We start from the raw sequence: 22,822 nt of genomic DNA, 5'->3' as shown, positions 1-22,822 counted from the left end.
AGGTAAAATACGAATTCGATGATCAACTGATACATGGAAGGTATCGCATGATCGATCTACGCCAGTTCAGGCAATTCATCGCGGTGGCCGAGACGCTGAGCTTCCGGCGCGCGGCCGAGCGGCTGCACATGGCGCAGCCGCCACTCAGCGCGGCGATCCGCAAGCTGGAGGACGATCTGGGCGTGGCGCTGCTCGAACGCGACAACCGCGGCTCGCGACTCACGCCGGCCGGCGAAGCGTTCCTGCTCGAAGCGCGGCGTGCGCTCGAACAGGCCGAGCGCGCGGTAGCCATGGCCCGCCGCGCAGGCGCCGGCCTCGGCGGCACGCTGCGGCTCCGGTTCGTCGACAGCACGGTCAACGCGCTGCTGCCGCTGATCCTGCGCGCATTCCAGGAACGGTATCCGGACGTCGATTTCCAGCTCGAAGAAGGAACGACCGCCGAACAGGTGCTCGCGCTGCGCCAGGACCGTACGGACGTCGGCCTGGTCGTGCTGCCGGTGGCCGATGCCGGCGACGTGCGCGTCGAACCGCTGCTGCGCGACCGGATGGTCGCCGCGCTGCCCGACGGTCATCGGCTCGCGCACCGCAAGCGCATCGCGCTCGCCGAGCTGGCGGACGAACCGTGGGTCATGTTTGCGGCGCACCATGGGCCCGGCATGCACGCGCTGATCGTGACCGCGTGCGCGCGGGCCGGGTTCGCGCCGCGCGTGGTCCAGCAGCCGCGCCAGATGCAGACGACGGCCGGGCTCGTCGCGGGCGGCATCGGCGTCGCGCTGATGCCGCGCCTGTTCGTGCCGATGCAGCCGCACGGCATTACGTTCTGCGAACTGAAAGATGCGGGCAGCCCGCTTGCGTACGAGCTGGCGATCGCTTACCGCACGCCGTCGCCGCTCGTCGATGCGCTGCGCGAAACCGCGCGAAACGCGGTCGGCGAACTGGGGCTGGTTGCCGCGATGTGACCGCGCGCGTTGCGCGCGGCGGCGCTCAGTCGCCGATCATGTTGTACACGACTGCGAGCACGGCCTGCCGGAACGCCTCCGGCCGGGTCGGCAGCGACGTGTACTCCAGCATCATGTGGCTGTACGACACGGTCGTGCCGATCGCGCTCGCGATCATGAAGAACAGCACGTCAGGATCGACCGGGCGGATCGCTCCCGCGTCGACCGCCTCCGTCAGCAGCGGAAACATCGCATCGTGATACGGACGCACGATCCGCTCCTGCAGCCGATCGAGCCGCCCGCCCTCCTCGGTCGCAGCGGTCGAGAAGAACATGCCGATGTCCGGCTCCGCGAACTCGTGATCGACGCATAGCTCCAATGCGCGCCGCACCCGGTCGCGATGCGGCAGCGACGACATGCGCAACGTACGCAGCGCATCGAACAGCGGCTCGGCCAGCTCGACGATCTGCTCGACGACAGCCAGCCACAACGTTTCCTTCGTGCCGAAATGATGGGCGATCAGCGCCGCGTCGATGCCCAACTCGCGCGCGACCTCGCGCACGCTCGTCGCGTCGTAGCCACGCTTCGCGAAGGTGCGGCGCGCGGCCCGCAATATCACGTCCGGACCGACGGACGCATCCGCCAGCGGCCGCCCGCGCGTACGCCGCTTCGACGGCACGCGCTCAGTGACTTCAGCCACGTTTTCCTGCTCCCCTTGAATGGTTCGAATGCCCGTGTTCGGGCCCCGGATTCATGTCCCCGGAGTTGGATCGCTCGCCCTGCTCCGTTGACACGCGGAGCCGGGAAGCGCTACGATCATACCTTATTCATCACGTGATGATTTATCCATGACAACCCCTACACGCATCGTCATCGTCGGCGGCGGGATCGCCGGATTGCAGCTCGCGACCCGGCTGGGCGAGCGTCTCGGCCGGTCCGGGCGGGCGCAGGTCACCATCGTCGACCGCAGTCCGACCCACATCTGGAAGCCGATGCTGCACACGATCGCGGCCGGAACGCGCGACGTCCAGCAGCAGCAGGTGATCTTCCTCGCTCATGCCCGCGACCACGGCTACACGTACCAGCCTGGCGAACTGAAGGGGCTCGATCGTGCACGCCGCCGCGTGCAGCTCGGCGAGATCCGCTCGCAGGACGGCGAGGTGGTGATCGAGGCGCGTGAGCTCGAATACGACGTGCTGATCCTCGCGCTCGGCAGCCAGGCCAACGATTTCGGCGTGCCGGGCGTGCGCGAGCACTGCTACTTCATCGACAGCCAGCAACAGGCCGAGACCTTCAACGAAGCGTTGCGGATGCGCGTGTTCCGCAGCATCGCGCGCGACGAGCCGTTCCGCGTCGCGATCGTCGGCGCGGGCGCGACGGGCGTGGAGCTTGCGGCGGAGCTGAGCCGCCTGCTGGAAGTCGCACAGGCCTATGGCGACGAAACGGTGCGCGAGCGGCTGCAGCTCACGCTGCTCGAAAGCGGCCCGCGCATCCTGAACGCGTTTCCGCCGAGGATTTCCGCGTCGGCGCAGCGGCGCCTCGAACAGATCGGCTTTCACGTGCTGACGTCGACGCGCGTCACGTCGGCCGACGCCAACGGTTTCCACTACGGCGACGGTTCGTTTGCCGAAGCGGACCTGATGGTCTGGGCCGCTGGCGTGAAGGCGCCCGATTTCATGCAGGCGCTCGGCGGGCTCGACACGAACCGCGCGAACCAGGTCGTCGTCGGCCCCACGCTGCAGGCAACGGGCGACGAGCACGTGTTCGCGATCGGCGATTGCGCGAGCCTGCTGCCCGACGGCCAGGAACGGCCGCTGCCGCCCACCGCGCAGGTGGCGACGCAGCAGGCCGAACATCTCGCGAAGCACCTGCCCGCGTGGCTCGACGGCACGCCGATTCCGCCGTTCGCGTTCCACGATTTCGGCGCGCTCGTGTCGATCAGCGACTACGACGCGTTCGGCACGCTCGGGCAATTCGGGTTCTTTCGCGGCGGCTTCATCCAGGGGCGTTTCGCGCAGTTCAGCCACCTGATGCTCTACCGGCGGCACCAGCAGGCGCTGCACGGTTTCTCCAAGGCGACCTTGCTGTGGATCGCCGAACGGATCAACGGCTGGGTGCAGCCGCGCATCCGCCTGTCGTGATGCCGCGCGTTGCGGCACCGCGTAACGTTTCGAGGAAAGCAGACATGAACAACCCTGCAGCGCCCTGGCTCATGACCGTTGCCGCGATCGGCAGCTTCGACATGCCGTCCGTTTCATGGGGCGTCCCGCGGCGGCGCACCGTCACGCGCGACCGCTTGCCGTCGTGGGACGCGTCGAGCAAGCCGACCATCAACGTGCTCGAACGGCCCACGGCCGACACCGTGATGATTTCGTGGTGCGATGCGTGCACCGGGCATTACGGCTACCAGAAGTGGCGACTGTTCACCGCGCGCAAGCGCGGCGTCTGTGCGCTGTCGGGGCGGCCGATCGCGGCCGGCGACAGCGTCTATGCGCCGCAATTGCTCGGTTCGACGCCGGGCAACGCCGCCGCGATGGTGCTCGCGGCGTGCATCGACGAGGCCCTGGCGGCCTGACGTCAGGTCGACGTGGTCTGACCGGCGACATAGGCCGGATCGCGGTTCTGCCGTTCCAGTTCGGCATCGAGATGCGCGGCATGCGCCAGCGCTTCGGATTCCGACATCAGCTCGCCTTCCCATTTCGCGACCACCGCGCTGGCGATCGAGTTGCCCACCGCGTTCGTGGCGGAGCGGCCCATGTCGAGGAACGTGTCGACACCGAGAATCAGCAGCAGCCCGGCTTCCGGGATGTTGAACTGATGCAGCGTCGCCGCGATCACGACGAGTGATGCGCGCGGGACGCCGGCCATCCCCTTCGACGTCAGCATCAGGATCAGCAGCATCGTGACCTGCGTGCCCAGCGACAGGTGGATGTTGTAGGCCTGCGCGATGAACAGCGACGCGAACGTGCAGTACATCATCGAGCCGTCGAGGTTGAACGAATAACCCATCGGCATCACGAAGCTCGAGATCTTGCGGCGCACACCGAAACGGTCGAGCGCGTCGAGGATCTTCGGGTACGCGGCTTCCGAGCTCGCGGTCGCGAACGACAGCATGAACGCTTCCTTGATCAGCACGAGCAACCTGAACACGCGGCGGCCGAGGAACAGCAGCCCGGCGGCGACGAGCGTGGTCCACAGCAGCACGAGGCTCACGTAGAAGTCGCCCATGAATACCGCGAACTTCAGCAGGATCGACAGCCCGTTGATCGCGACGGTCGACGCCATCGCGGCCATCACCGCCAGCGGCGCGAGCTTCATCACGTAGCCGGTGATCTTCAGCATCACGTGCGCGAGCTGGTCGATCGCGGCGACGAGGATCTTGCCGCGCTCGCCGAGCGCCGACAGCGCGACGCCGAAGAACATCGAGAACACGACGATCTGCAGGATTTCGTTGTTCGCCATCGCCTCGGCGAACGACTTCGGCACCATGTGGCCGACGAAGTCCTTCAGCGTGAACTTGGACGTCGCGAGATGCGCGGACGCGCCGATGTCCGGCAGCGGCAAGCCGAGATTCTCGCCCGGCCGCAGCAGGTTCGCCATCAGCAGCCCGAGCAGCAGCGAGATCAGCGACGCGGTGACGAACCAGCCGAGCGCCTTCACGAACACGCGCCCGACCGACGACGCATCGCCCATGTGCGCAATGCCGACGACGAGCGTCGAGAACACCAGCGGGCCGATCACCATCTTGATCAGCCGCAGGAACACGTCGGACACGAGCGAGATGTAGCCGGCAATTTCCGCGGCCGACTGCTTGTCCGGAAACTGCGTGTAGATCAGGTAGCCGACGAGGATGCCGGCCGCCATCGCGAGCAGGATCCAGCCTGCCGCGGACATTCGTTTGTTCATGACGGGATTCGCCGCACGGTGAAGGAGTTGACGGATGAAAAGGCGCGCGCCCCGTGCCGTGCCAGGGAGCGCGCGGGGCGAGCCGGTCAGGCTCGCGGATGTCCGTGAACGGACGTGCTGCCGCCGCTGCGGCATTCGCGGGAACGCGAACACCGGCGGCAGCGGTTCAGCATGAAACGATCAGGTCAGTAGCCGATCGCCGAGCCGGCCGGACGGCGCGGGTCGTTGACGCCGTAGATGTAGCCGACGCGCACGTTACCGGACACCGACGAATCGTTGCCGGAACTCTGGCGGCTCGCCGCTTCAGTGCCCGGCAGGCCGACCATGATCAGCTCGGCCGCGCCCCAGGGCGTCTGCTCGACCATCTTGTAGCCCATGTTGCGCAGGATCGAGAGCGTGTCGGGCGACAGGCCGCGGGTCTCGTAGTAGACCTCGTCGGGCAGCCACTGATGATGGACGCGCGGCGCGTCGACCGCATCCTGCGGCGTCATCCCGTAGTCGATCACGTTCAACACGGTCTGCAGCGTGATCGTGATGATGCGCGACCCGCCCGGCGAACCGACCACCATGAACACCTTGCCGTCCTTCTTCACGATGGTCGGCGCCATCGACGACAGCGGACGCTTGCCCGGCGCGATCGAGTTGCGCGTGCCCTGCACGAGACCGAACAGGTTCTGCGCACCGACCTTCACGGTGAAGTCGTCCATCTCGTCGTTCAGGAAGAACCCCGTGCCCGGCGCGATCACCACGGCACCGAAGCGGCCGTTGACCGTATAGGTCGTCGACACCGCATTGCCGTCGCGGTCGATGATCGAATAGTGCGTCGTTTCCGGTTTCTCGTGCACGCCGACACCCGGCTGCACGTCGACCGATGCAGTCGCCATTTCACCGCTGATGTGCTTGCGGATCTCCGCTGCATATTGCTTGCTGGTCAGCTTCGCGACCGGATTGTCGATGAAGTTCGGATCGCCCAGCAGCGTGTTGCGGTCTTCGTATGCGTGCCGCATCGCCTCGGTCATGTAGTGCACCACCGACGCCGACTGGTAGCCGAGCTTGCGCAGGTCATACCCTTCGAGGATGTTCAGCGTCTCGCACATCGTCACGCCGCCCGAGCTCGGCGGCGGGGCCGACACGAACTCGTAGCCGCGATACGTGCACGTCAGCGGCGCAATGTCCTGCGCGCGGTAGGACGCGAAATCGGCGGCCGTGATCACGCCGCCGCCGCGCTTGGCCGCCGCTTCGACGATCTTCGGGATCTCGCCGTGATAGAACGCGTCGGGCCCCTGCTCCGCGATGCGCTCGAGCGTACGGGCCAGGTCCTTCTGCACCAGGCGGTCGCCCGGCTGCAGCGGCGTGCCATCCGGCCGCAGGAAGATGCGGGCGGCTTCCGGGTCCTTCTTGAAGCGCTCGACCGTCGTGTCGAGGATGTCCGTGTCGCCGCGCGTCAGCACGAAGCCGTCGCGCGCCAGCTGGATCGCCGGCGCCATCACCTGCTTGCGCGTCAGCTTCCCGTACTTGCGCTGCGCGAGATCGAGGCCGGCCACCGTGCCCGGCACGCCGACCGCGCGATAGCCGTACAGGCTTTCGTCCGGAATGACGTTCCCTGCCGCATCGAGATACATGTTCGCGGACGCCGCGGCCGGCGCGGTCTCGCGGAAATTGATGAAGCGGTCGCGGCCGTCGGCCAGGTGGACGGTCATGAAACCGCCGCCGCCGATGTTGCCGCAGCACGAGTTGGTCACGGCCTGCGCATAACCGACCGCCACCGCCGCATCGACCGCGTTGCCGCCTTCCTTGAGGATGTCGACGCCGATTTGCGACGCAAAGTGCTGCGACGACACGACCATGCCGTTCTTCGCTTCGACCGCGGGGGCGGACGCAGCGAACGCGCTCACGCTCATGGCCGACAACAGGGTGAGTACTGCGAGCCGCCTCATGACGGAATCCTCCAGACAAGTAAACCGGGCCGTGCCGGGATGTGCGGGCCTGCGATCGCGTGCCGACGCTGCCCATCCAGACATGTAATAAACAATACATTCCAGCAAGGCCGCGATCATAGCACTCGCTTTTTTGCACCAAAACCTAGGGTTATCACTGAACTTAAAGCGGATGCCTACCGAGATGTTGATTGGCATATGTTTGTTTTATTACATAGATCGACAAAGCAAGTGTCAGAGCGATGCGTCCCTCTAATACCGGGACTTGCACGGCCCGCCGTACGTCAATCGGCTAACATGCGTGGAGTCGCCGGCAGGCCGAGGTCTGCCGTTTGTCATACAGATAAGAGAGCTGGAGTGCCCGATGGGGACGAGCATCAGGGCGTTGCTGTTATCCCAGATGGATAGCTTCACGCCGTCGGAACAGAAGGTTGCGCAGGCGTTGCTGGATCGCTATCCCAGTCTCGGGCTGGGCCCCATCGCGCAATTTGCGAAACAGGCGGAAGTCAGCGACCCGACCGTGTTCCGCTTCGTCGTCCGGATCGGCTTTCCGAACTACTCGTCGTTCCAGCAGGCGCTGCACGACGAGATCGACACCGCGATGAATTCACCGCTCGCGCGGATGGACGCGTTCCATTCGGAAACGGGCATGCGCGACAGTCATTCGGCGATTTTCCAGCGGCTGTCCGAATCGCTCGCGACCATGATCGAAGGACTCGATGCGGCGGCATTCGACGCCGCGGTGGCGCTGCTCGCCGATCCGGACGTGCGCATCTTCTGCGGCGGCGGACGCTATACGGCGCCGCTCGCGTCGCTGTTTTCGTTCACGCTTGCCTATGCGCGGCCGCATGTGCAGGCGGTCGAACCGAACGTGAATCTCGCGTCGGTCGCGCTGGCCGACATGGGGCGCGACGACGTGCTCGTGATCTTCGATTTTCGCCGCTACCAGAAGGACAGCATCCGCTTCGCGCAGGCTGCGCACCGGCTCGGTACGCGGATCCTGCTGATCACCGACGAATGGCGCTCGCCGATCGGCGCATTCGCGGAAATCGTGCTGCGGATCCAGGGGCGCCCGTTCGCGATGCTGCAGACCAACGTGCCGGCACTGGCGCTCTCAGAAGCGCTGGTGATCGGCGTGACGAACCGGCTGCCGGAGCTGGCAAGGCAACGGATGGAGAAGATCGAGCAGCTCAATACCGGAGGGATCGAGCAGGATACGAATCAGCGGGATTTGCCGGAGTGAGGGGTGTTTAGTGGGATCAAGGGAAACCACCAGTGCGACGTTTTCCGCGTTATTCAGAAACCGTCATTTCGACGCGACGATTCCTGGCCCTTCCCGACTCGGTACTGTTGTCCGCCAGCGACTCGGCATCCCCGCGTCCTTCCACGCTGATACTCGGCACCGGTACGCCAGCCGCGACAAGAATCCGGGCAACATGTCGGGCACGCATTTCGGAAAGCGCCAGGTTGGAAACCTGACGTGTGGAATTGGCCGGTGTGCTATCCGCGAATCCGGTCACCCGGATGACCGCGCCTTCGGTCATCGCCGCGATTTCCCGTCCGGCCGAGGCCACGACGAAAGCCCCCCAAGGCGCCACCTCCACACCACCCGGCACAAACATGCCGCCAAAGCGAAGCGTCAAGGTATTGCGCGCAGGATCTCGGATCAGTTCGACATTCCCTGCTGCAACGTCGTCGCGGAGCCGCTGTTCCAGATTGCGAGCCAGCACGTCAAACGACGACACGCGTTGCACCTCTCGCGAACCGGCCCAATGGTCCACCACGGCATATCCCGCGGCGCCCGACAGCAACGCAATGGCTGTACCGACAACAGCCCCAATGCGCGACGACCGGCGCGTCGCCAAGGGACGCACCCACGGATCGACCGTCCGTCGCATTTGTCTGACCGGCTCGCTTACGTGGCTCATGCCCACTCCCCCCGTCACAACCACGTCGTGCACGTGCTCACGCACGACCTTCAAGCGCTTCTGACCGTCACGCTCGAATCGGTAACGCCCGCGAAAGCCAAGATCGAGTATGTTTTGACACAACTCGATCAGATCGAGGTTCTCGCGCGGACTGCGCAACGCCTCGTCGATCAGTTGGAAAACGCGGTCGCCCCCCTGACGATCGTGACCCATCGAGATAGCCAGTCCGTTGGCTTGCCATTCGACACCGGTTCCGTCTCCTTTTCCCCAACACGTCTGCATCGCAGACTCGTCGAGCGCCGAGCACAAGCAATAGCTTGCGCTCCGGACATGCTCCGGTCGGAGGTTGAGTTCACCGCAAATCCGCGTAAATAGCCGGATTTCCTGCTCCAGCCACCGTCGCCGTCTGACAACCGAATCGGCATCGAGTATTTCGGGCTGATTGGCCAACGCGCCCAGCAGGACGCGCGCGGCTTCGAGCAGCGGGTTGATCGACTGCTCCACCATCCTGAGCCTTGTAGCGACAGATGGCGACGCCAATACCCCGCCATGGCTTTGCGGTTCGGCTGTGAAGAGACTCATCTTGATCGCCCCTCCTCGATTCAACGGGAAACGCTTCCGGCGTTTATCGGCAACACGCCCTGAGGCAATCCCGGCGGGGGGCCGCTATCCGGCAAATTGAACATCGCCATCGAGGTTGGGCACCGGAACGTCTTTAACACGTCGCTTGTCAGCGGATTCGCGACACTGCCAACACTCGCGATGTCGAGCACCGTTTCACGACCGTCAAAACTGAACGCGACGCGTGTGCGACCCGGCGTGGCCGTTCCGACCACCTGGCCTTTCTGAAGCAACCTCATCAACGCCCAGGGGCCATCGGTCGAAATCGTCGACGTATCGGGCCGGATGCGCGGGTTGGCCGTGATCTCGGCATGGACACCGCCGCGCGGCCCTGGCCATACAACCGCGAAGGGAACGACCGGACCATGCTGGTAAAGCGTCGCTTGCCCATCGATGTCGAGCGAGAGGCTCATGATCGTCGGCGCGAGTTCCGGAATTCGGATGTCGGCCTTCCACGTCATCTGCTTGTGGCCTGGATCATTGAAGAAAATGTCGCGAATCGCCTTCGCATGCTCGAATGGTTCGAGGTTCGGCCCCTGCACCGGCTCCGTTGCGCCCGGCAGCGTTCGATAACGCCATGGTTTTGCGGACGTATCGACAAACGGCGCCAGCGTCTTCACGAAGAAATCGTCGATCACACCGCCCTGCGCGAACACACGCGTGAAGTCGTCAATACCGATGTCACGCTTGCTGTCGGGAGAAAACGGGTAGTTTCCTTCGATCGTCAGTCGACAAGTGTCGCCAACCACCGCCTGCATCTGGCGTGACAACAACTGACCGATCCCCTGGTTGACCTCGCGCGACCCATCGGCGGCGAGCTTGAGCAATATAGCTCGGAACGGCGCGGGCATCGTGTCCGCAGCCATCTTGAGTTTCGCCGCCGTGTCGCTCGCCGGCGGCATGCTGTTGTTCGACAGCGCGTTATCGGCGACGGTAAGCGACGTGTAATAGTCGTTCAGCAGGTTGGCGACGCCGTCCAGCCCAGTCTTGTCCGCCTGGACGCCAGCCGATTGCGCCTCGAGCTGTGCATCCACGTTTCCCGTTACGACCTCGCGCAACGCCGCGAAACGGTTGTCGACGAGTTCCCGCTCTACACGCTCCGATGCGCGAATGCCAAGCGCCTTGTCGGTTTTCTGGTTCAGTTGATCGGTGGCCTTTTGCAGCAGCGAGCCGTTCGACGCAACCGATTGCTGCGTGAGCGTCGTCTCGCGCACTGCGGCGCGGGCAAGACGCGCGAGCGGCGAATCGGGCGCGGCAAAGCTGCGCAGCACCTTCAGATTGAACGCGAGACTCGTGCCGCTCACGGTCCGAATGTCGTTGAGAAACGCGTCCCACTGCTGCGCGTACTCCATCAGGTATTCGCGGCGAACGGCGTCGGTCAACGCATCGTCGGAGCCGGCAGCATTACTTACAATCTCAACCGTTTTTTTTTGAGCCTCGCCCAAGTACGAACGCCCCATCACCCATGCGTCGTCGTCGCGCGCGATCTGCACGAACTCAGGCAGCCGCTTGTCGAACAGATTCCGATAGCCGTCGAACGTGAAGAGACCCGACACGCCACGCGACAACGGTGCGTCGCTCGCACGCGTGAACACCGTGCCGGCCTGCGGGCCAACCGTGCGCAGCAACGTAAACTCATCGGGTGCTTCCTTGAGCATTGCCGCCTTCGCGCGCTGGTAAAGGCGGTCGGTGGCACTGCTGCCGTCAAGAAAGGCACGCGTCTGCTGTACCAGAGCGTCGTTGCGAATCAGCGGAGACTGCACGACACGCTCGCCGGAGAAGAGCTGTTGCACGTGATCGATCATCGACGCCCTGCCGCCGAATGCAGCGGCGCTGTCGGTCTTCGCCCAGTCATCGAGCACCCATGCCTTGACGTCGCCGGCATTGAACTTCGCCTTGTCGTACAGCATCAGGTACACGCGAAGCGCATCGTAGGCGGCCTTTGGATCCTTGTTGGCCATTGCGCCGGACATGATGTCTTCCAGACGATGCACGATCTGCGGCAGCAGCAGGTTGTCTTCGAGCGCATCGTAGGTGTGTCGACTTTCGGTGGCAACGTCCGCCGGCGTGTACAGACCGTAGCGCCACGCGCTGTCCGGGTCGGACAAGTCGAGCCCCGGAAAAGTGGGCAGATAGCGCGCCTCTGTCAGCGTGTCGGGCACGGCTTGCAATTTGGGCGTCTTGTACAACGCCGTGACGCGGGCGGTAAGCGCCTGCACCTTGCGGCCAATCGTGTCGAGATAGTCACTGTTGTTGCCGAAGCTCACGCGCAAACCAATCGCCAGCCACACGAACAACAGCAGCGCCAATGTGTGGCCGATCAGGCGCAAGAGCCGATAGCGATATTCCCAACGCAGGTTGGGGCTCACGAGATGCGCTTCCGGGAACACGACACGGGTCAGGAGATCGTGCAGGAAGAACCCCTGGTTACCCTCGGCGCGCGCCGGTGCAACAGGGGCGTGATCCTGAGTCGACAGAAGACGTTGAACCACCGTATGACGTTCCGCCACGATCTCGCTGCCCCGCTGCCGGGCGCTCGTGAAGTACACGCCGCGCAACGTCGAATGGAGTTGGGTGTCGTCGTAGCGAGAATCAAGGAATACCTGGTCGATCAGGTCGAGCAGCGGCCCGAGCAGCGCGGAAAACGCGTCGGGCATGGCGGCAAGCTTACGCCGCTTGTCCAGATCGTACTCATCCTGCAGATGCGTATCGATCGAACCTGTCAACCGTTCAGCCAACTGAGTGAGCTCGTGGTGACAACGCGCCCGCAGTCCTTCCTTCGCAACCGTTTCCTTGCCGTACGGAAGCGTGAAGCCCCATGCCTGCGCTCGCCCCTCGGACGTGAGCGCCCCGAAATACTCGGCAAAACCCGCCAGGCGATCCACTTTCGTGACCATCACGTAAACCGGGAAGCGGATGCCCAGCGCCTCTCTCAGCTCGGCCAGCCGTGCGCGCAATGCAGCAGCCTCGGCGACACGCGCCTGTTGATCCGCACTTGCCAGCGTCGCGAGATCGACCGTCAGCAATGCGCCGTTGATCGGCGCGCGAGGCCGGTTCCGACGCAAGATGCCGAGAAACCCGAGCCATTCCGCGCGATCGACCTCCTGTGGACGGTCGCGTACATCGGAAGGATTCGGCGCAACATCGACGCTCGATTTCGAGGCGGCGACCGCTTCCGATTGCCCGGGGGTGCCCTGCCGCATATCATCGGCAGAACGCTCCGTGCTTGCCGGGAGGTTAGCGGCATCCTGACCGGATGCATCGGCTGCCGGCTTGTTTGGTACAGCGACGGCGGCATCGGCGTCCCCGATCATCGACGTGCGATGACGCGTGTAGTAACCGGACGTGTCGATCAGCACCGCGTCGTTCGTCAGCCACCAGTCCACTGCGCCAGCATCGTCGGCTGGTTTCCCGGCAGCCCGCTGCATCTGCTCGGCAACGGGAAACGCCAGCCCGCCGTTCATCAATATGCTGGTCTTGCCGGAACCTTGCGAACCGAGTGTGAGGTACCAGGGCAACTCGTACAAATAGCGCTTGCCCTGGAACAGCTTGCCGAGGCCGCGTGCGCCGGTGCGCATCGATTTCAGGCGCGCGAGCGCGCTCGTCACGCTCCCTTCGACTTTCCGAAGACGGGAAGCTGCAAGCGGATTCTCCTTCCTGCGATCCAGACGCAGCATCTTTTTCATGAACGCATCGTCTTCGCGCATTTTCTGCCAAAGCCGGAACATTCCGACGAGGACGAAAACGGCCGCCACCAGTGCGATCGCGGTGAGCCGGGTCGACGCCGCTTCGAATGGAGCCATGTGCCCCAGAGAAAGCAGCGGCCCCGCGTACCAAATCAGCAAGCAAAGCAATGCGGCAAATACGATGCTGATCGACCATCCCACGAGCCGGAGCAGCACACCGGCGAGCAACAACGCGATCAGCAGCACGCGCATGCCGGCCCCGGCGAGCGGCTTGAGCCCGCCGAATGCGAAAAACGGACCGACGAACCAGATCACCAGTGCGACGACAACCAGTGCGAGGAACGCGAGGAACTGGCGCGAGGCCAGAAACGACAGGAACTGGAACTTCTTCATGTGTTATTCCGGAAACGGATCTGGCTCATCGTGCGACGTCGATCTCGACGCGGCGGTTCTGGGCGCGCCCCTGCGCGGTGCGGTTGTCGCCGACCGGATCGGCATCGCCCTTGCCGACGGCTTCGAGGCGGTTCGCCTGTACTCCGGCGGCTTGCAGCATCTGCATGACCTGGGTGGCCCGCTCTTCCGACAGCGCCTGATTCGACGCGAAATGACGGCTGCGAATCGGCACGTTGTCCGTGTAACCGAGAACCGTGACCTTGCCCGGCACCTTGGCGATCTCGGCCGCGATCTTCGAAATCAGCGGATTCATCGATGCCTGAACCGACGCACCACCGGGCCGGAACATCGCGTCGCCGCGGAACGTGACGGCGCTGAGGCGAGCGTCTTCGTCGACGCTGACGGTGCCGGTCGCGATTTCGTCCTTGAGCAGTTGCTTGAGGTGCAGTTGCGGCGCCGGTGCGGGCGGCGGAGTCATGCGAGCGATGTCGGCAATCTGCTTCTGGACGTCCGCGCTGCGGCTGAACAGTTCGTACTTGAACCATCCGAACAGTCCAAGCAGGACCACCGACAGGACGGTCGCGGTGATCCACACTGGGAAATCGTAGACCGACAGACGCTTGCCTTTTGCACTGGATTGCCAGTGGGGAGACAGCGCCAGCGGCACGGGTTCGCGTTGTGACGTGACGACGTTGTAGAGCCGCTGGCGAATCGCGTCGTGCTTGCGCTTGCCGTCGGCCCCACCTCGGTAGCGTCCTTCGAAGCCGAGACTGAGCGTCCGGTAAATCACTTCGAGCAGGTCTCGATGCTCGTGAGGGTCTTCGAGCAAGCGGCCGATCAGCAGGTAAACCTTGTCGCCGCCATCGAGGTCCCCGTGGAAGGAAATTGCCAGCCCCTCTTTGATCCATGCGATCCCCGACGAACCGGCCTTGCCCCATGCGGTTTGCGTTACCGTTTCGTCCAGCGCCGTGCATAGGCAATATCGGGCGCCAATCATGTGGTCGCGACGGATATTGGTCTGCTCGCATAGCCTCTCGAATACCCGAACCTCCTGCTCGAGAAGCGCGCGTAACGACGTGATTGCGTTCTTCGACGCAAATTTCTGCGGCATATCGGCCTGTGCACGCAGCAGGACGCGGGATGCTTCGAGCAATGGATTTGGCGCAGCCTTCACTTGTGCTAGGCGCTGCTCGAAAACCTCGGGAGGTGCAATATCCTCGTTGGCCGGCGTATCGTCTTCCCGGTTCAGCGCATTCGCCAACGCCTCCGGATCGTCCGTGGACGTGTGCACGGAATCGATCGGCGCACTGGCTTTCCTTGGAGTCGACATGGTTAGCGTCCTACCTTTGCCGTTGACGTGGCAATCAGCCGGCAACCGCACTCGGTACGGTGGCCGTGCAGCGCCACTAGGCGTCCACCGACGCTAAGCGTTGGATGCGCTTCGATGATCTTGTTGACGCCGTGCGGACGACCGTCCGGATAGGTTTCCGGGCAATCGACCAGATCATGCAGGCGGGCGATCTTCGTGCCGCCGATCTTGTGCGTATCCGAGCCGGTAATGATCCGGCCGCCATGGTCGGTTGCGTCTCCGACGACTGCGATGCTGATTGACATGGTGCTATTCGTAGGCTGGCGCGCTCAATAGCGCGGAAAGGTGCTGAAGTCAACTTTGACTGGCGGCGGCAACGTCCTCGACTGCTCGGCAAGGTAGTTGCCGAGATCCGCCGCCGCTACCCTTTCACGCTCGATGGCAATGTGTGCGGCGCCGTCCTTCAGGCCGAGCGACCGAACGCGCCTGTCGTTGCCGACGAAGAACGTCCGGGCCCACCCGTAACCGCCGGGTGCATATTCATGAAAATAGGGCACGCGGAACCATGCGCGGCTGTCGTGAACGTAATCGTCCAGCAAACGAATCGCGGCGCGAGGCAGCTTTCGCACCGCGGCGTCAGACGTGTGTTCGAGTAGGAACGGCAGCATTTCCTGCGGCGGGGTGAGAACAAAATCCAGGATTGGCTGATACGAGGCAACGGCGCCGAGCAGTTGCAGCACGCGGTCGCGTTCCCCCATCCAGACAGTCGTTGACCCCTGCCTACGGTGAGTTGGAACGTCCTTCCGTTCAACCGTCAGGAAATAAGCATTGACGTTCTGCTCCAGTGAAATCGCCTTTCCGATCGGCCCCATCTTCAGATTCACGGTTTCAGCCGGTGGGCGTGCCCAATACACCTGCCATCGCCATCGTTGATCGGGATACAGGTACGCCAGCAAGAGCCGGAACTCTTCCGCGGCTTCCAGAAGGTCTGTCTTGTCGTTGGTCGTCACGTCCATCGCACCCTCGCCAGGTCGCGGAGGTTTCCCAGCCGCAGTCGCCATAATCTCAGCGTCTTTCTTCTTGATCTGTTCACCGAGTTCAGCTGCCTTTTTCTTGAACGGACTCACCAGTGCAGGAATCGCAGGCATGCTGAGCGCGGCGGCATCGAGGCCAGCCTTTTGCTTCTCGAGCTGGATCTTCTCCCGCTTCAGTTTGTCAAGTTGGGAATTCGACGCTGCCTTGCTCGCGATTCGCGTTTCGAGTCCGTGGGGCGTGACTTCGTCTTCAGGCGCATGACGGAAAAAGGCTTGCGACGTAATGTAGGCCCGCGGATTTCCATAGTCCGCGCGCAAGGTACGCCATGCTAGCGACTGACCCATGCCGATACGAAGTGCGGTTTCGACGCTGTCGAGGGGTTTTTGATTGACGGTTGAGAGCCAGTCGTTGAAGGCGCGAGCAACGGATGACGTCAACGAGAAGTCTCTCACCAAGTCCTCCCGCTTGCGAATATCAGATTGAAGCAGCAGCGGCACCCCGGCCTTTAGTGCTTCGATATACATATTGTGCAAAGTGATCTGACTAAGCCTGCTGCCGTCGCCGTCTCGAGATTTGCCTTCTTCATTGAACGCATAACCACCGCCCACATCCGAATGCACGCCCGGGTAGGCAACCTCAATCCTGCGCGGCTCGCTGATCGGATAGGCATGCTTCTCCCGAATGGAATCGAGCGGGAAACTCATGCGCTGCTCGTGAATCGAGAAGAAATGCACGCACTTCTTCACTGAAGCGGGAATGTTAAGGGCACCTTTTGCGGTCCATGCCCAGTGCCCGTCTAGATCCGCCATTTCGATCGCCGCGGTGGCGGTATCCGGCAAACCAACCGATGCAACCGTATCGAAAATCCCCAGGAAATTGACCTCGTACGGAATCGAGCCAGCTATCATGCCACCCGGTGCCCAAGTGTTGATGAGACGGTTAACGAATACGCGCGAGCCCGCCGCACCGCGCGAGAATCCGAATACGTTCACCCATACTTTCTTGATCGAACGATTCAGTTGACCACCCGGTCCGCCATGCTTCTTCTGAAGCGCGGACAGTTCCCCGTGAAGACGCTCCAGCTTCGCCCGCGACTTGTATCCGTAGTACACCTGCGATGCGGTTGCGATAGAACCCGCTATAGGGAGAGCCTTAGACACCTTTCCAACAATTTGAGTCAGCGTGCCGTTCGAGGCGATGACGTCATTGTCGATCGACGAACACAGAGCACGGGCCTCAGGATCGTCCAGCAACCGACTTCCCGTCATCGCGATATGCAGCGCGTTCAGCAAGCGGGTGTATCCCCAAGCGACGCGCATACCGAAACCAAGGGCGAATGCCTTGCCTTCCGACGAGAAAGCCATTTCGCCAATTTCAAAAAATGGAGTACCGACGCCCGGAACGTACTCGGAGAAAATGCCCTCCTCCTTGTTCTGAGGACAAGCAAACGACAATCTCGCGACATTACTATGTGTCGGCCTTTCCGCATTCTTGGTGTCCCATTCCCGGTTGTTATTCGTGCCGTCGAAAAACAGATTGACGCAGAGCACTTGGGGGCAGCCTGGTGACTCCCCTGCCAACACACTCTTGCCCATTGCGCAAGCAGCTTCGCCCTCTCCCAAACGCCCTCGCTCGTTGAATGGTTCAGGCCATCGAATGACGCTCATCACACCCTCTCCTCACTTCTTGTTCAAATCCGCATCCAGCACGCCCTGCACGATGTACGGATCGTTATCGGCGGGTTTCTCCGCCATTTCCGGTTTGTCCTCGATCTCCACACGGATTCGATCGCCGGGCAGGAAATGCGCCACAAAACCGTAAGTCCGTCGACCATACGGCGGCACGTCGGTGGTCGCAGTAAGCCATTGATCACCGCTGCGGTCTTCGTCATAGGGTTTCGTGTCCCGCCGCCACTTGATCACGAGCTTCATGCCTGGGCGCCAGTGGGCGGGAATACCGATGCAGCACGATCCACCACTTTCCGAGCGCTGCTTTCCTGCCTGCTTTGGCAACATGTTTGAACCGCCTGCCGACAGATCTTGATTTTCGTTTGAAATTCTAAATTGATGAATGTAATAATCGGTATAGTTATAGCCACTGACACTGGATGGATTGATGTCACTTGAATCCGAGCAACCAATCATCGTTAGCAACAGCGAACCGACAAGTAAAGCAAGCAAATGCCTCGGAACACTGATTTTCATCTCACGAAAATCTCATTTTGTGTAGTCAGGATCAAGATGATGTGTAACGTCTGCGGGCAGCGGCAGAACTCTCCTGCCAAGGTACTTTTGCCCGTTGCGCGAGCAGTTTCGCCCTCGCCCAAACGACCCCGTTCGTTGAATGGCTCAGGCCATCGAATGACGCTCATCGCACCTTCTCCTCACTTCTTGTTCAATTCCGGGTCCAATACGCCCTGCACGATATAGGGATCGTTATCGGCGGGTGTCTTCGCCATTTCCGGCTTATCCTCGATCTCCACGCGGATTCGATCGCCGGGCAGGAAATGCACAACGAAACCATAGGTCCGCGCCCCATATGGCGGTACATCGGTGGTCGCCGTATACCATTCACTCGGTGTCTTTCCATCTTGAATCTTGTCGACCTTCCACTTGATCACAAGCTTCATGCCCGGACGCCAGTGAGATGGGATGCCAATACAGCACGATCCACCACTTTCCGAGCGCTGTTTTCCAGCCTCCTTCGGCAACATATTTGAACCGCCCGCAGACAAGAATTGATTTTCGCTTGAAATCCTAAATTGATGAATATAATAATCTGTATAGTTATAGCCGCTTACGCTCGACGGATTGATGTCATTAGAATCCGAGCAACCAATCATCGTTAGCAACAGCGAACCGATAAGCAAGAAAAGGAAATCCCTCATAACGGTGATATTCATCTCAATAAAATCTCATTTTGTGTAGTCACGATCAAGATGACGCGCAACGTCCGCAGGCAGCTGTAGCCCCCTGCCAATGCACTCTTGCCTATTACACGATCAACCTCGCCCTCGCCCAAACGCCTCGCTCGCCGAATGGCTCGGACCATCGAATGACGCTCATTATGTCCTCCGGATTACTTATTCAATTCCGGGTCCAGTACGCCTTGCACAATGTATCGATCGTTATTGGCGGGCTTTTCAGCCATTTCCGGTTTGCCATCGATCTCCACACGGATTCGATCGTCGGGCAGGAAATGCACCACAAAGCCGTAAGTCTTTCACCCATACGGCGGTACATTTGTTGTTGCCGTGTACCATTTACCTGGCGTCTTTCCATCTTGAATCTTGTCAACTTTCCACTCGACCACCAATTTCATATCCGAACGCCAGTGAAGAGGAATGTTGATGCAGCATATGAACTTCCCTCCACCCGAGCGCGCTTGACCGTCCTTTTTAGGAAAGATATTCGGCCCGCTCGCTGAGAGTTCCTGGCCTTCATTCCCAACGCGGAATCCCGCGATGTAGTAGTCGGTGTAGTTATAGCCACTCACGTCTGACGGGCTACTCTCATTTGCATCCGAGCACCCGAGGATCGTCGACAGGAAGCCAACAACAAAAAGACCGGCAAAGCGCTTCGAAACAAGTACGATCATTTTTCGGCTTCCTGTTCGTCGAGCGAATTCACATGCTTCTCGAAATCACGCATCAAATCCCGCCAGACATACGCCGGAACCAACTCAAACTCTTGTAGCAACGATGCCTCGCCGGCCACAGCCGACCGGATGGCCGATCGAATCTCGCCCTGTCGGTCGAACGCTTCGCCATACTGATATGAGGCCATACAGAACGCGTGAAGATCTGCCCGCAGTGCCAACCCCCATTGAATCGCGCGACCATATGGGCGAAGAAAATCCCGGTACCTGATGGCATATGGCTGATTCACGTCGATCAGGCCAAGGTCGCTCAACTCGCTCATGAGCGCATGCGGCTCGTCATGCTTTTCCAACGTATCGAGCTGCCGCTGACCGAGTGACCACGAGAACTGCCCCGCATCCTCGACGTGCGAACGTTCTTCGATAGCGATGTACTGCCACTCCGAGTTTCCACCGCGATACATCCATGTCGTTATCGGGCGTGTGAGTTCAACGAACACCGCTTTGACGACGACGTCCACTATCGACGGAAGCGAACGTGGATCAAACCAACGAAGCAGAACCTGCACACCTTCACCGATGTCCGCAAAAAGAAAGCGTTGAATATGAATCTTGAGTTCATCGATACCGAGTGCACTGCGCATCACTGTGAAGCATGGTCGATACCGATCCATCTGATCGATATGACGAACCCATTCGCTATGCGCGTCGTCGATCTCGAAAAGAATCGGAGCCGCGTTTCCGGCCTCCTCCTCAGGCAGCCCTTCAAATAACGATCGCACCTCCGGCGAGAACTCGAGCACCCATGTAGCAAGTGCCTCCGGATACTGCGCGCCATCGACCAGACCATAGAGTTTTCCGTTGTCGTCTACCGTTTTCATGAAGCCAACCTCAAAGCCTCGGCACAACCGATGCGCCGCTCTTCGCGGCTTTCAGCAGACACTCGATGCACACTTTGGGAACGTAAAGCTCGACGGGAACTTCGTCGGGTTTCGGGAAATAATGGGTGGCTGCATGTGCCAACCAGATGCCGCTGGTGCCACTTTTGATGCTGCCCTGCTCAAGCTCGATATAGCTTCCGCCACCGTTCAGAACCAGCTTCTTTTTCGCCTTGATATGGATCGTGTCGCTGGTGACGTTGACCTCGAGGAGGGCCAGCAGATTGATCGCCTTCTGCAGTGCATGAATATCGATATCGCCATCCGCCGCGACGGATTTCATGCCTCCGCGGGCTGCAAACTGGCGTACCGTATCCTGAGCACTGACGAGGACGCTACCGCTCGCCGATGCCGCGATGTGCGCTCCGCTCGTCAGCGCGACGTGCCGACCGCTCGCGATATGCGTTGTCGCGGGGGTCGTAGTCTGAATACCGGCGGCGCCAGCAATGACGACGTGCGGCGCACCCAGCTCGGAAAAACCCTCGTTGGCGCGGCTTTGCGGTCCGCGTATGGCGGCGTTCTGTCTGGCCAGCGTCGCGGCGACTTCTTCCTGATGGGCGTTCGCGTCCTGCGCCGTGGCCTGTTGCGCCAGTTGAGCAATCGTCGACTGCCAACGCGCGGCTTCTTCCAACCGGGCAGTTGTTTCACTCATGTCGGTCAAATGCGCCTGCGCATTGGGACGTGCTTCCGTCGTAAGCAGCATGCCCTGCCCCGCACGAAACACGCCATGGCCGTCCGTCCGCAACTCCGCCCCCCGACCACGCTCATCCTGCCGCCCGGCATTCCCCGCAATACGCGTGATGTACCCCAGATTCAACTGCGAACAACCTTCATCGCTCGAAAGATGCGCCTGGATCTTTCCGTTCGAATCGTCGAAAGCCAGCGTATTCGCCCGCCGGGCACCGACCTCCTTGCTGCGATAACCGGCGAGTGTCTGGTTCTCCGGCAGCGCGAACGGCGGCATGTTGAATGCATTCACCGCACTGCCCACGACGATCGGCAAATCCGGATCGCCGTTGACGAAAGCGACCTCGACCTCATGCCCCCGGCGCGGCAGAAAGATGCCGCCGAACTGATCGCCGTGCCACGCACCGGCCACGCGTACCCAGCAGCTGGAACGCTCGTCGTTCCGGCCCAGCCGATCCCATAGAAACTGAAGCTTCACCCGACCGTATGCGTCGGTCCAGATCTCCTGATTCTCAGGGCAAGTCACAACGGCATACTCGACACCGGCCATGCGCGGCTTCGCAACAGTGCGCACCAGCCGAAACGGTTCATTCGTCGGTTGCACCGTGAAATCCGCTTCGCAGCGATACCGCTGGCCGGACCCTGACGCTTCGCCGATCTCTTCGATCGCAAGCCGGCACGCAATCACGGCATATTCGCGATTCGCCGCGCCCTGCGGATAGTGTGACAGCACGAACGTCTGCCCGGTGACCATGCCACGCAAGTTGCCCTTGCCGTGGGCTCTCAATCCCTGGCACCGCCAGGCCTGCATCTGCACCAGCGTCAGATATTCCGCTTCCGTGCCCGGCTCGTTGTGAGCGCCGGAGAGTCCGGCCGCACCCGCTTGCGGCTGTGCGTAATCCCCCCACGAATAGCGCTCCTGATGGGCGAGGCCCGTATCGCGAGGGTCCTCGCGCGTTACGGTCAAATTCGCCCGCGGCAACGTATAGTCGTAGTCGACAGCCGTCACCGCGCCCGTGGTCAGCGCATGCGACACCGAGAAATCGTGAATGTGTTCCTCGTCGATCCGTCGACTGGTCGGCGGTTCGTAGCGAAGCTCGGCATAGGCATCGCCGAGCGGTTTGAGCGCCCCCATCGAATCGCAAAGCACGAGTCGATGCTTGCCTTCGTCATGCTCGAAGAAGTAGTAGATGCCCCACTCTTCCCACAAACGCTGCAGGAATGTCCAATCGCTTTCGAGGTGCTGGCGCTGAATGTCCCGCTTCGGCCAGACCTTGTTCGGTCGAGGAATCGTCAGTCGCTTTTCGATCGGAAACGGATAAACCGACAGCACGGCATCCGTGATCTCGACCACGGACATATCTTGGAAAATGCGACAGTCGCAATTCTTGGTCGCATGCCAGAGCCACGGTCGCAGCGTAAGCGCATAGACGATCGAGCGACCGTCTTCACGTACGATGGTCGCCTGACTGACAATGCCGGTGATTTCGCGCGTGCCAGCACCGATATTTGCCGTACCGGCGGCACCGGCGAGACCTGGAATGAAATGCCCCCGGCCCTCGAGCTGGATCGATACGGTCACTTCCGTGCCGATCAACGCGTCGAGATCGACGTTCGCCGCGATGCTCTGCGAAAAACCGAGTGCGTCCGGCGTCTTCAGCTCCAGGACGTACTCGAACAACTCGCCAATCGTCTCGCCGCCGGCGAGCTTCACCGGCGTCAGGACCGACTGACCACCGTACATCGGCAAGGCCGCGCCGGAAACCGACAGCGTCCGTGGTGCGTCAAACAAAGCCATTCCGATGCCCCTTTGAATCGATCGAGTCACTGATCATCCACAATACGTT

General features: G+C 61.7%; 17 protein-coding genes. 4 read left to right on the top strand and 13 right to left on the bottom strand.

All coding sequences use genetic code 11. The features are described from left to right. Window positions 1-47: 47 nt before the first annotated feature. Window positions 48-959 (top strand): LysR family transcriptional regulator, encoded by a 912-nt coding sequence (locus tag KEC55_RS17280; RefSeq protein WP_282508996.1) that lies wholly within the window; start codon window positions 48-50, stop codon window positions 957-959. Window positions 960-984: 25 nt separating this feature from the next. Here the strand turns inward: KEC55_RS17280 and KEC55_RS17275 are convergent, their stop codons facing one another. After that, entirely contained in the window at window positions 985-1,638 is a 654-nt protein-coding gene (locus tag KEC55_RS17275) for a TetR/AcrR family transcriptional regulator (RefSeq protein WP_282508995.1), read from the bottom strand. A 148-nt stretch (window positions 1,639-1,786) separates the two neighbouring features. Between KEC55_RS17275 and KEC55_RS17270 the strand changes: the two genes are divergently transcribed. Continuing rightward, on the top strand, window positions 1,787-3,079 hold the full coding sequence (locus KEC55_RS17270) for an NAD(P)/FAD-dependent oxidoreductase (protein WP_282508994.1): 1,293 nt from the start codon (window positions 1,787-1,789) through the stop codon (window positions 3,077-3,079). Between the two features lie 44 nt (window positions 3,080-3,123). Continuing rightward, window positions 3,124-3,513, top strand: coding sequence for a DUF3331 domain-containing protein (locus tag KEC55_RS17265; protein ID WP_176050207.1), 390 nt, complete (start codon window positions 3,124-3,126; stop codon window positions 3,511-3,513). 2 nt (window positions 3,514-3,515) lie between these two features. On the opposite strand, the gene KEC55_RS17260 is transcribed toward KEC55_RS17265, so the two are convergent. Continuing rightward, window positions 3,516-4,844 (bottom strand): dicarboxylate/amino acid:cation symporter, encoded by a 1,329-nt coding sequence (locus KEC55_RS17260; protein ID WP_282508993.1) that lies wholly within the window; start codon window positions 4,842-4,844, stop codon window positions 3,516-3,518. A gap of 185 nt (window positions 4,845-5,029) precedes the next feature. Further along, window positions 5,030-6,781, bottom strand: a complete 1,752-nt coding sequence (gene ggt / locus KEC55_RS17255) for a gamma-glutamyltransferase (protein ID WP_282508992.1) — start codon at window positions 6,779-6,781, stop codon at window positions 5,030-5,032. Window positions 6,782-7,145: 364 nt separating this feature from the next. Here ggt and KEC55_RS17250 point away from each other — a divergent pair, with 364 nt between their 5' ends. Continuing rightward, a complete protein-coding gene (locus KEC55_RS17250; RefSeq protein WP_282508991.1) occupies window positions 7,146-8,024 on the top strand; it encodes a MurR/RpiR family transcriptional regulator in 879 nt (292 codons plus the stop codon). Between the two features lie 49 nt (window positions 8,025-8,073). Here the strand turns inward: KEC55_RS17250 and icmH are convergent, their stop codons facing one another. The 10 genes from icmH to KEC55_RS17200 form a co-directional block, all read right to left on the bottom strand. Then, on the bottom strand, window positions 8,074-9,291 hold the full coding sequence (icmH, locus tag KEC55_RS17245) for a type IVB secretion system protein IcmH/DotU (protein ID WP_282508990.1): 1,218 nt from the start codon (window positions 9,289-9,291) through the stop codon (window positions 8,074-8,076). Between the two features lie 20 nt (window positions 9,292-9,311). Next, window positions 9,312-13,409: a type VI secretion system membrane subunit TssM gene (gene tssM / locus KEC55_RS17240; RefSeq protein ID WP_282508989.1), complete on the bottom strand. Its 4,098-nt coding sequence runs from the start codon at window positions 13,407-13,409 to the stop codon at window positions 9,312-9,314. A gap of 25 nt (window positions 13,410-13,434) precedes the next feature. Next, window positions 13,435-14,739: a type VI secretion system protein TssL, long form gene (tssL, locus tag KEC55_RS17235; protein ID WP_282508988.1), complete on the bottom strand. Its 1,305-nt coding sequence runs from the start codon at window positions 14,737-14,739 to the stop codon at window positions 13,435-13,437. 2 nt (window positions 14,740-14,741) lie between these two features. Beyond that, complete coding sequence (locus tag KEC55_RS17230; protein ID WP_282508987.1) at window positions 14,742-15,023, bottom strand: PAAR domain-containing protein; 282 nt, start codon at window positions 15,021-15,023, stop codon at window positions 14,742-14,744. A 24-nt stretch (window positions 15,024-15,047) separates the two neighbouring features. Beyond that, window positions 15,048-17,420 (bottom strand): T6SS phospholipase effector Tle1-like catalytic domain-containing protein, encoded by a 2,373-nt coding sequence (locus KEC55_RS17225; RefSeq protein WP_282508986.1) that lies wholly within the window; start codon window positions 17,418-17,420, stop codon window positions 15,048-15,050. Between the two features lie 12 nt (window positions 17,421-17,432). Next, window positions 17,433-17,957 carry a DUF3304 domain-containing protein gene (locus KEC55_RS17220; protein ID WP_282508985.1) on the bottom strand — a complete coding sequence of 175 codons (525 nt, stop codon included), beginning with the start codon at window positions 17,955-17,957 and terminating at the stop codon, window positions 17,433-17,435. 179 nt (window positions 17,958-18,136) lie between these two features. Beyond that, a complete protein-coding gene (locus KEC55_RS17215; RefSeq protein WP_282508984.1) occupies window positions 18,137-18,655 on the bottom strand; it encodes a DUF3304 domain-containing protein in 519 nt (172 codons plus the stop codon). 320 nt (window positions 18,656-18,975) lie between these two features. Further along, window positions 18,976-19,350: a DUF3304 domain-containing protein gene (locus KEC55_RS17210; protein WP_348995733.1), complete on the bottom strand. Its 375-nt coding sequence runs from the start codon at window positions 19,348-19,350 to the stop codon at window positions 18,976-18,978. Beyond that, window positions 19,347-20,231, bottom strand: a complete 885-nt coding sequence (locus KEC55_RS17205) for a DUF4123 domain-containing protein (protein WP_282508983.1) — start codon at window positions 20,229-20,231, stop codon at window positions 19,347-19,349. The genes KEC55_RS17210 and KEC55_RS17205 overlap by 4 nt, the downstream gene beginning before the upstream one ends. Window positions 20,232-20,241: 10 nt before the next feature. Further along, window positions 20,242-22,773, bottom strand: a complete 2,532-nt coding sequence (locus KEC55_RS17200) for a type VI secretion system Vgr family protein (RefSeq protein WP_282508982.1) — start codon at window positions 22,771-22,773, stop codon at window positions 20,242-20,244. Between the last annotated feature and the right edge of the window lie 49 nt (window positions 22,774-22,822).

The organism is Burkholderia cepacia (genome assembly GCF_029962485.1).
GTDB lineage: Bacteria > Pseudomonadota > Gammaproteobacteria > Burkholderiales > Burkholderiaceae > Burkholderia.
Note: the sequence above shows the minus strand (reverse complement) of the source record. Positions and strands in the feature narration are given on the sequence as shown.

Excerpts from the sequence above, each read along its gene's own strand:
- KEC55_RS17220 (WP_282508985.1), bottom strand. The coding sequence starts at position 17,957 with ATGAAAATCAGTGTTCCGAGGCATTTGCTTGCTTTACTTGTCGGTTCG.
- KEC55_RS17205 (WP_282508983.1), bottom strand. The coding sequence starts at position 20,231 with ATGAAAACGGTAGACGACAACGGAAAACTCTATGGTCTGGTCGATGGC.
- KEC55_RS17270 (WP_282508994.1), top strand. The coding sequence starts at position 1,787 with ATGACAACCCCTACACGCATCGTCATCGTCGGCGGCGGGATCGCCGGA.
- ggt (WP_282508992.1), bottom strand. The coding sequence starts at position 6,781 with ATGAGGCGGCTCGCAGTACTCACCCTGTTGTCGGCCATGAGCGTGAGC.
- KEC55_RS17250 (WP_282508991.1), top strand. The coding sequence starts at position 7,146 with ATGGGGACGAGCATCAGGGCGTTGCTGTTATCCCAGATGGATAGCTTC.
- KEC55_RS17230 (WP_282508987.1), bottom strand. The coding sequence starts at position 15,023 with ATGTCAATCAGCATCGCAGTCGTCGGAGACGCAACCGACCATGGCGGC.
- KEC55_RS17225 (WP_282508986.1), bottom strand. The coding sequence starts at position 17,420 with ATGAGCGTCATTCGATGGCCTGAACCATTCAACGAGCGAGGGCGTTTG.
- KEC55_RS17265 (WP_176050207.1), top strand. The coding sequence starts at position 3,124 with ATGAACAACCCTGCAGCGCCCTGGCTCATGACCGTTGCCGCGATCGGC.
- tssM (WP_282508989.1), bottom strand. The coding sequence starts at position 13,409 with ATGAAGAAGTTCCAGTTCCTGTCGTTTCTGGCCTCGCGCCAGTTCCTC.
- KEC55_RS17215 (WP_282508984.1), bottom strand. The coding sequence starts at position 18,655 with ATGAATATCACCGTTATGAGGGATTTCCTTTTCTTGCTTATCGGTTCG.
- KEC55_RS17200 (WP_282508982.1), bottom strand. The coding sequence starts at position 22,773 with ATGGCTTTGTTTGACGCACCACGGACGCTGTCGGTTTCCGGCGCGGCC.
- KEC55_RS17260 (WP_282508993.1), bottom strand. The coding sequence starts at position 4,844 with ATGAACAAACGAATGTCCGCGGCAGGCTGGATCCTGCTCGCGATGGCG.
- tssL (WP_282508988.1), bottom strand. The coding sequence starts at position 14,739 with ATGTCGACTCCAAGGAAAGCCAGTGCGCCGATCGATTCCGTGCACACG.
- KEC55_RS17280 (WP_282508996.1), top strand. The coding sequence starts at position 48 with ATGATCGATCTACGCCAGTTCAGGCAATTCATCGCGGTGGCCGAGACG.
- icmH (WP_282508990.1), bottom strand. The coding sequence starts at position 9,291 with ATGAGTCTCTTCACAGCCGAACCGCAAAGCCATGGCGGGGTATTGGCG.
- KEC55_RS17210 (WP_348995733.1), bottom strand. The coding sequence starts at position 19,350 with ATGATCGTACTTGTTTCGAAGCGCTTTGCCGGTCTTTTTGTTGTTGGC.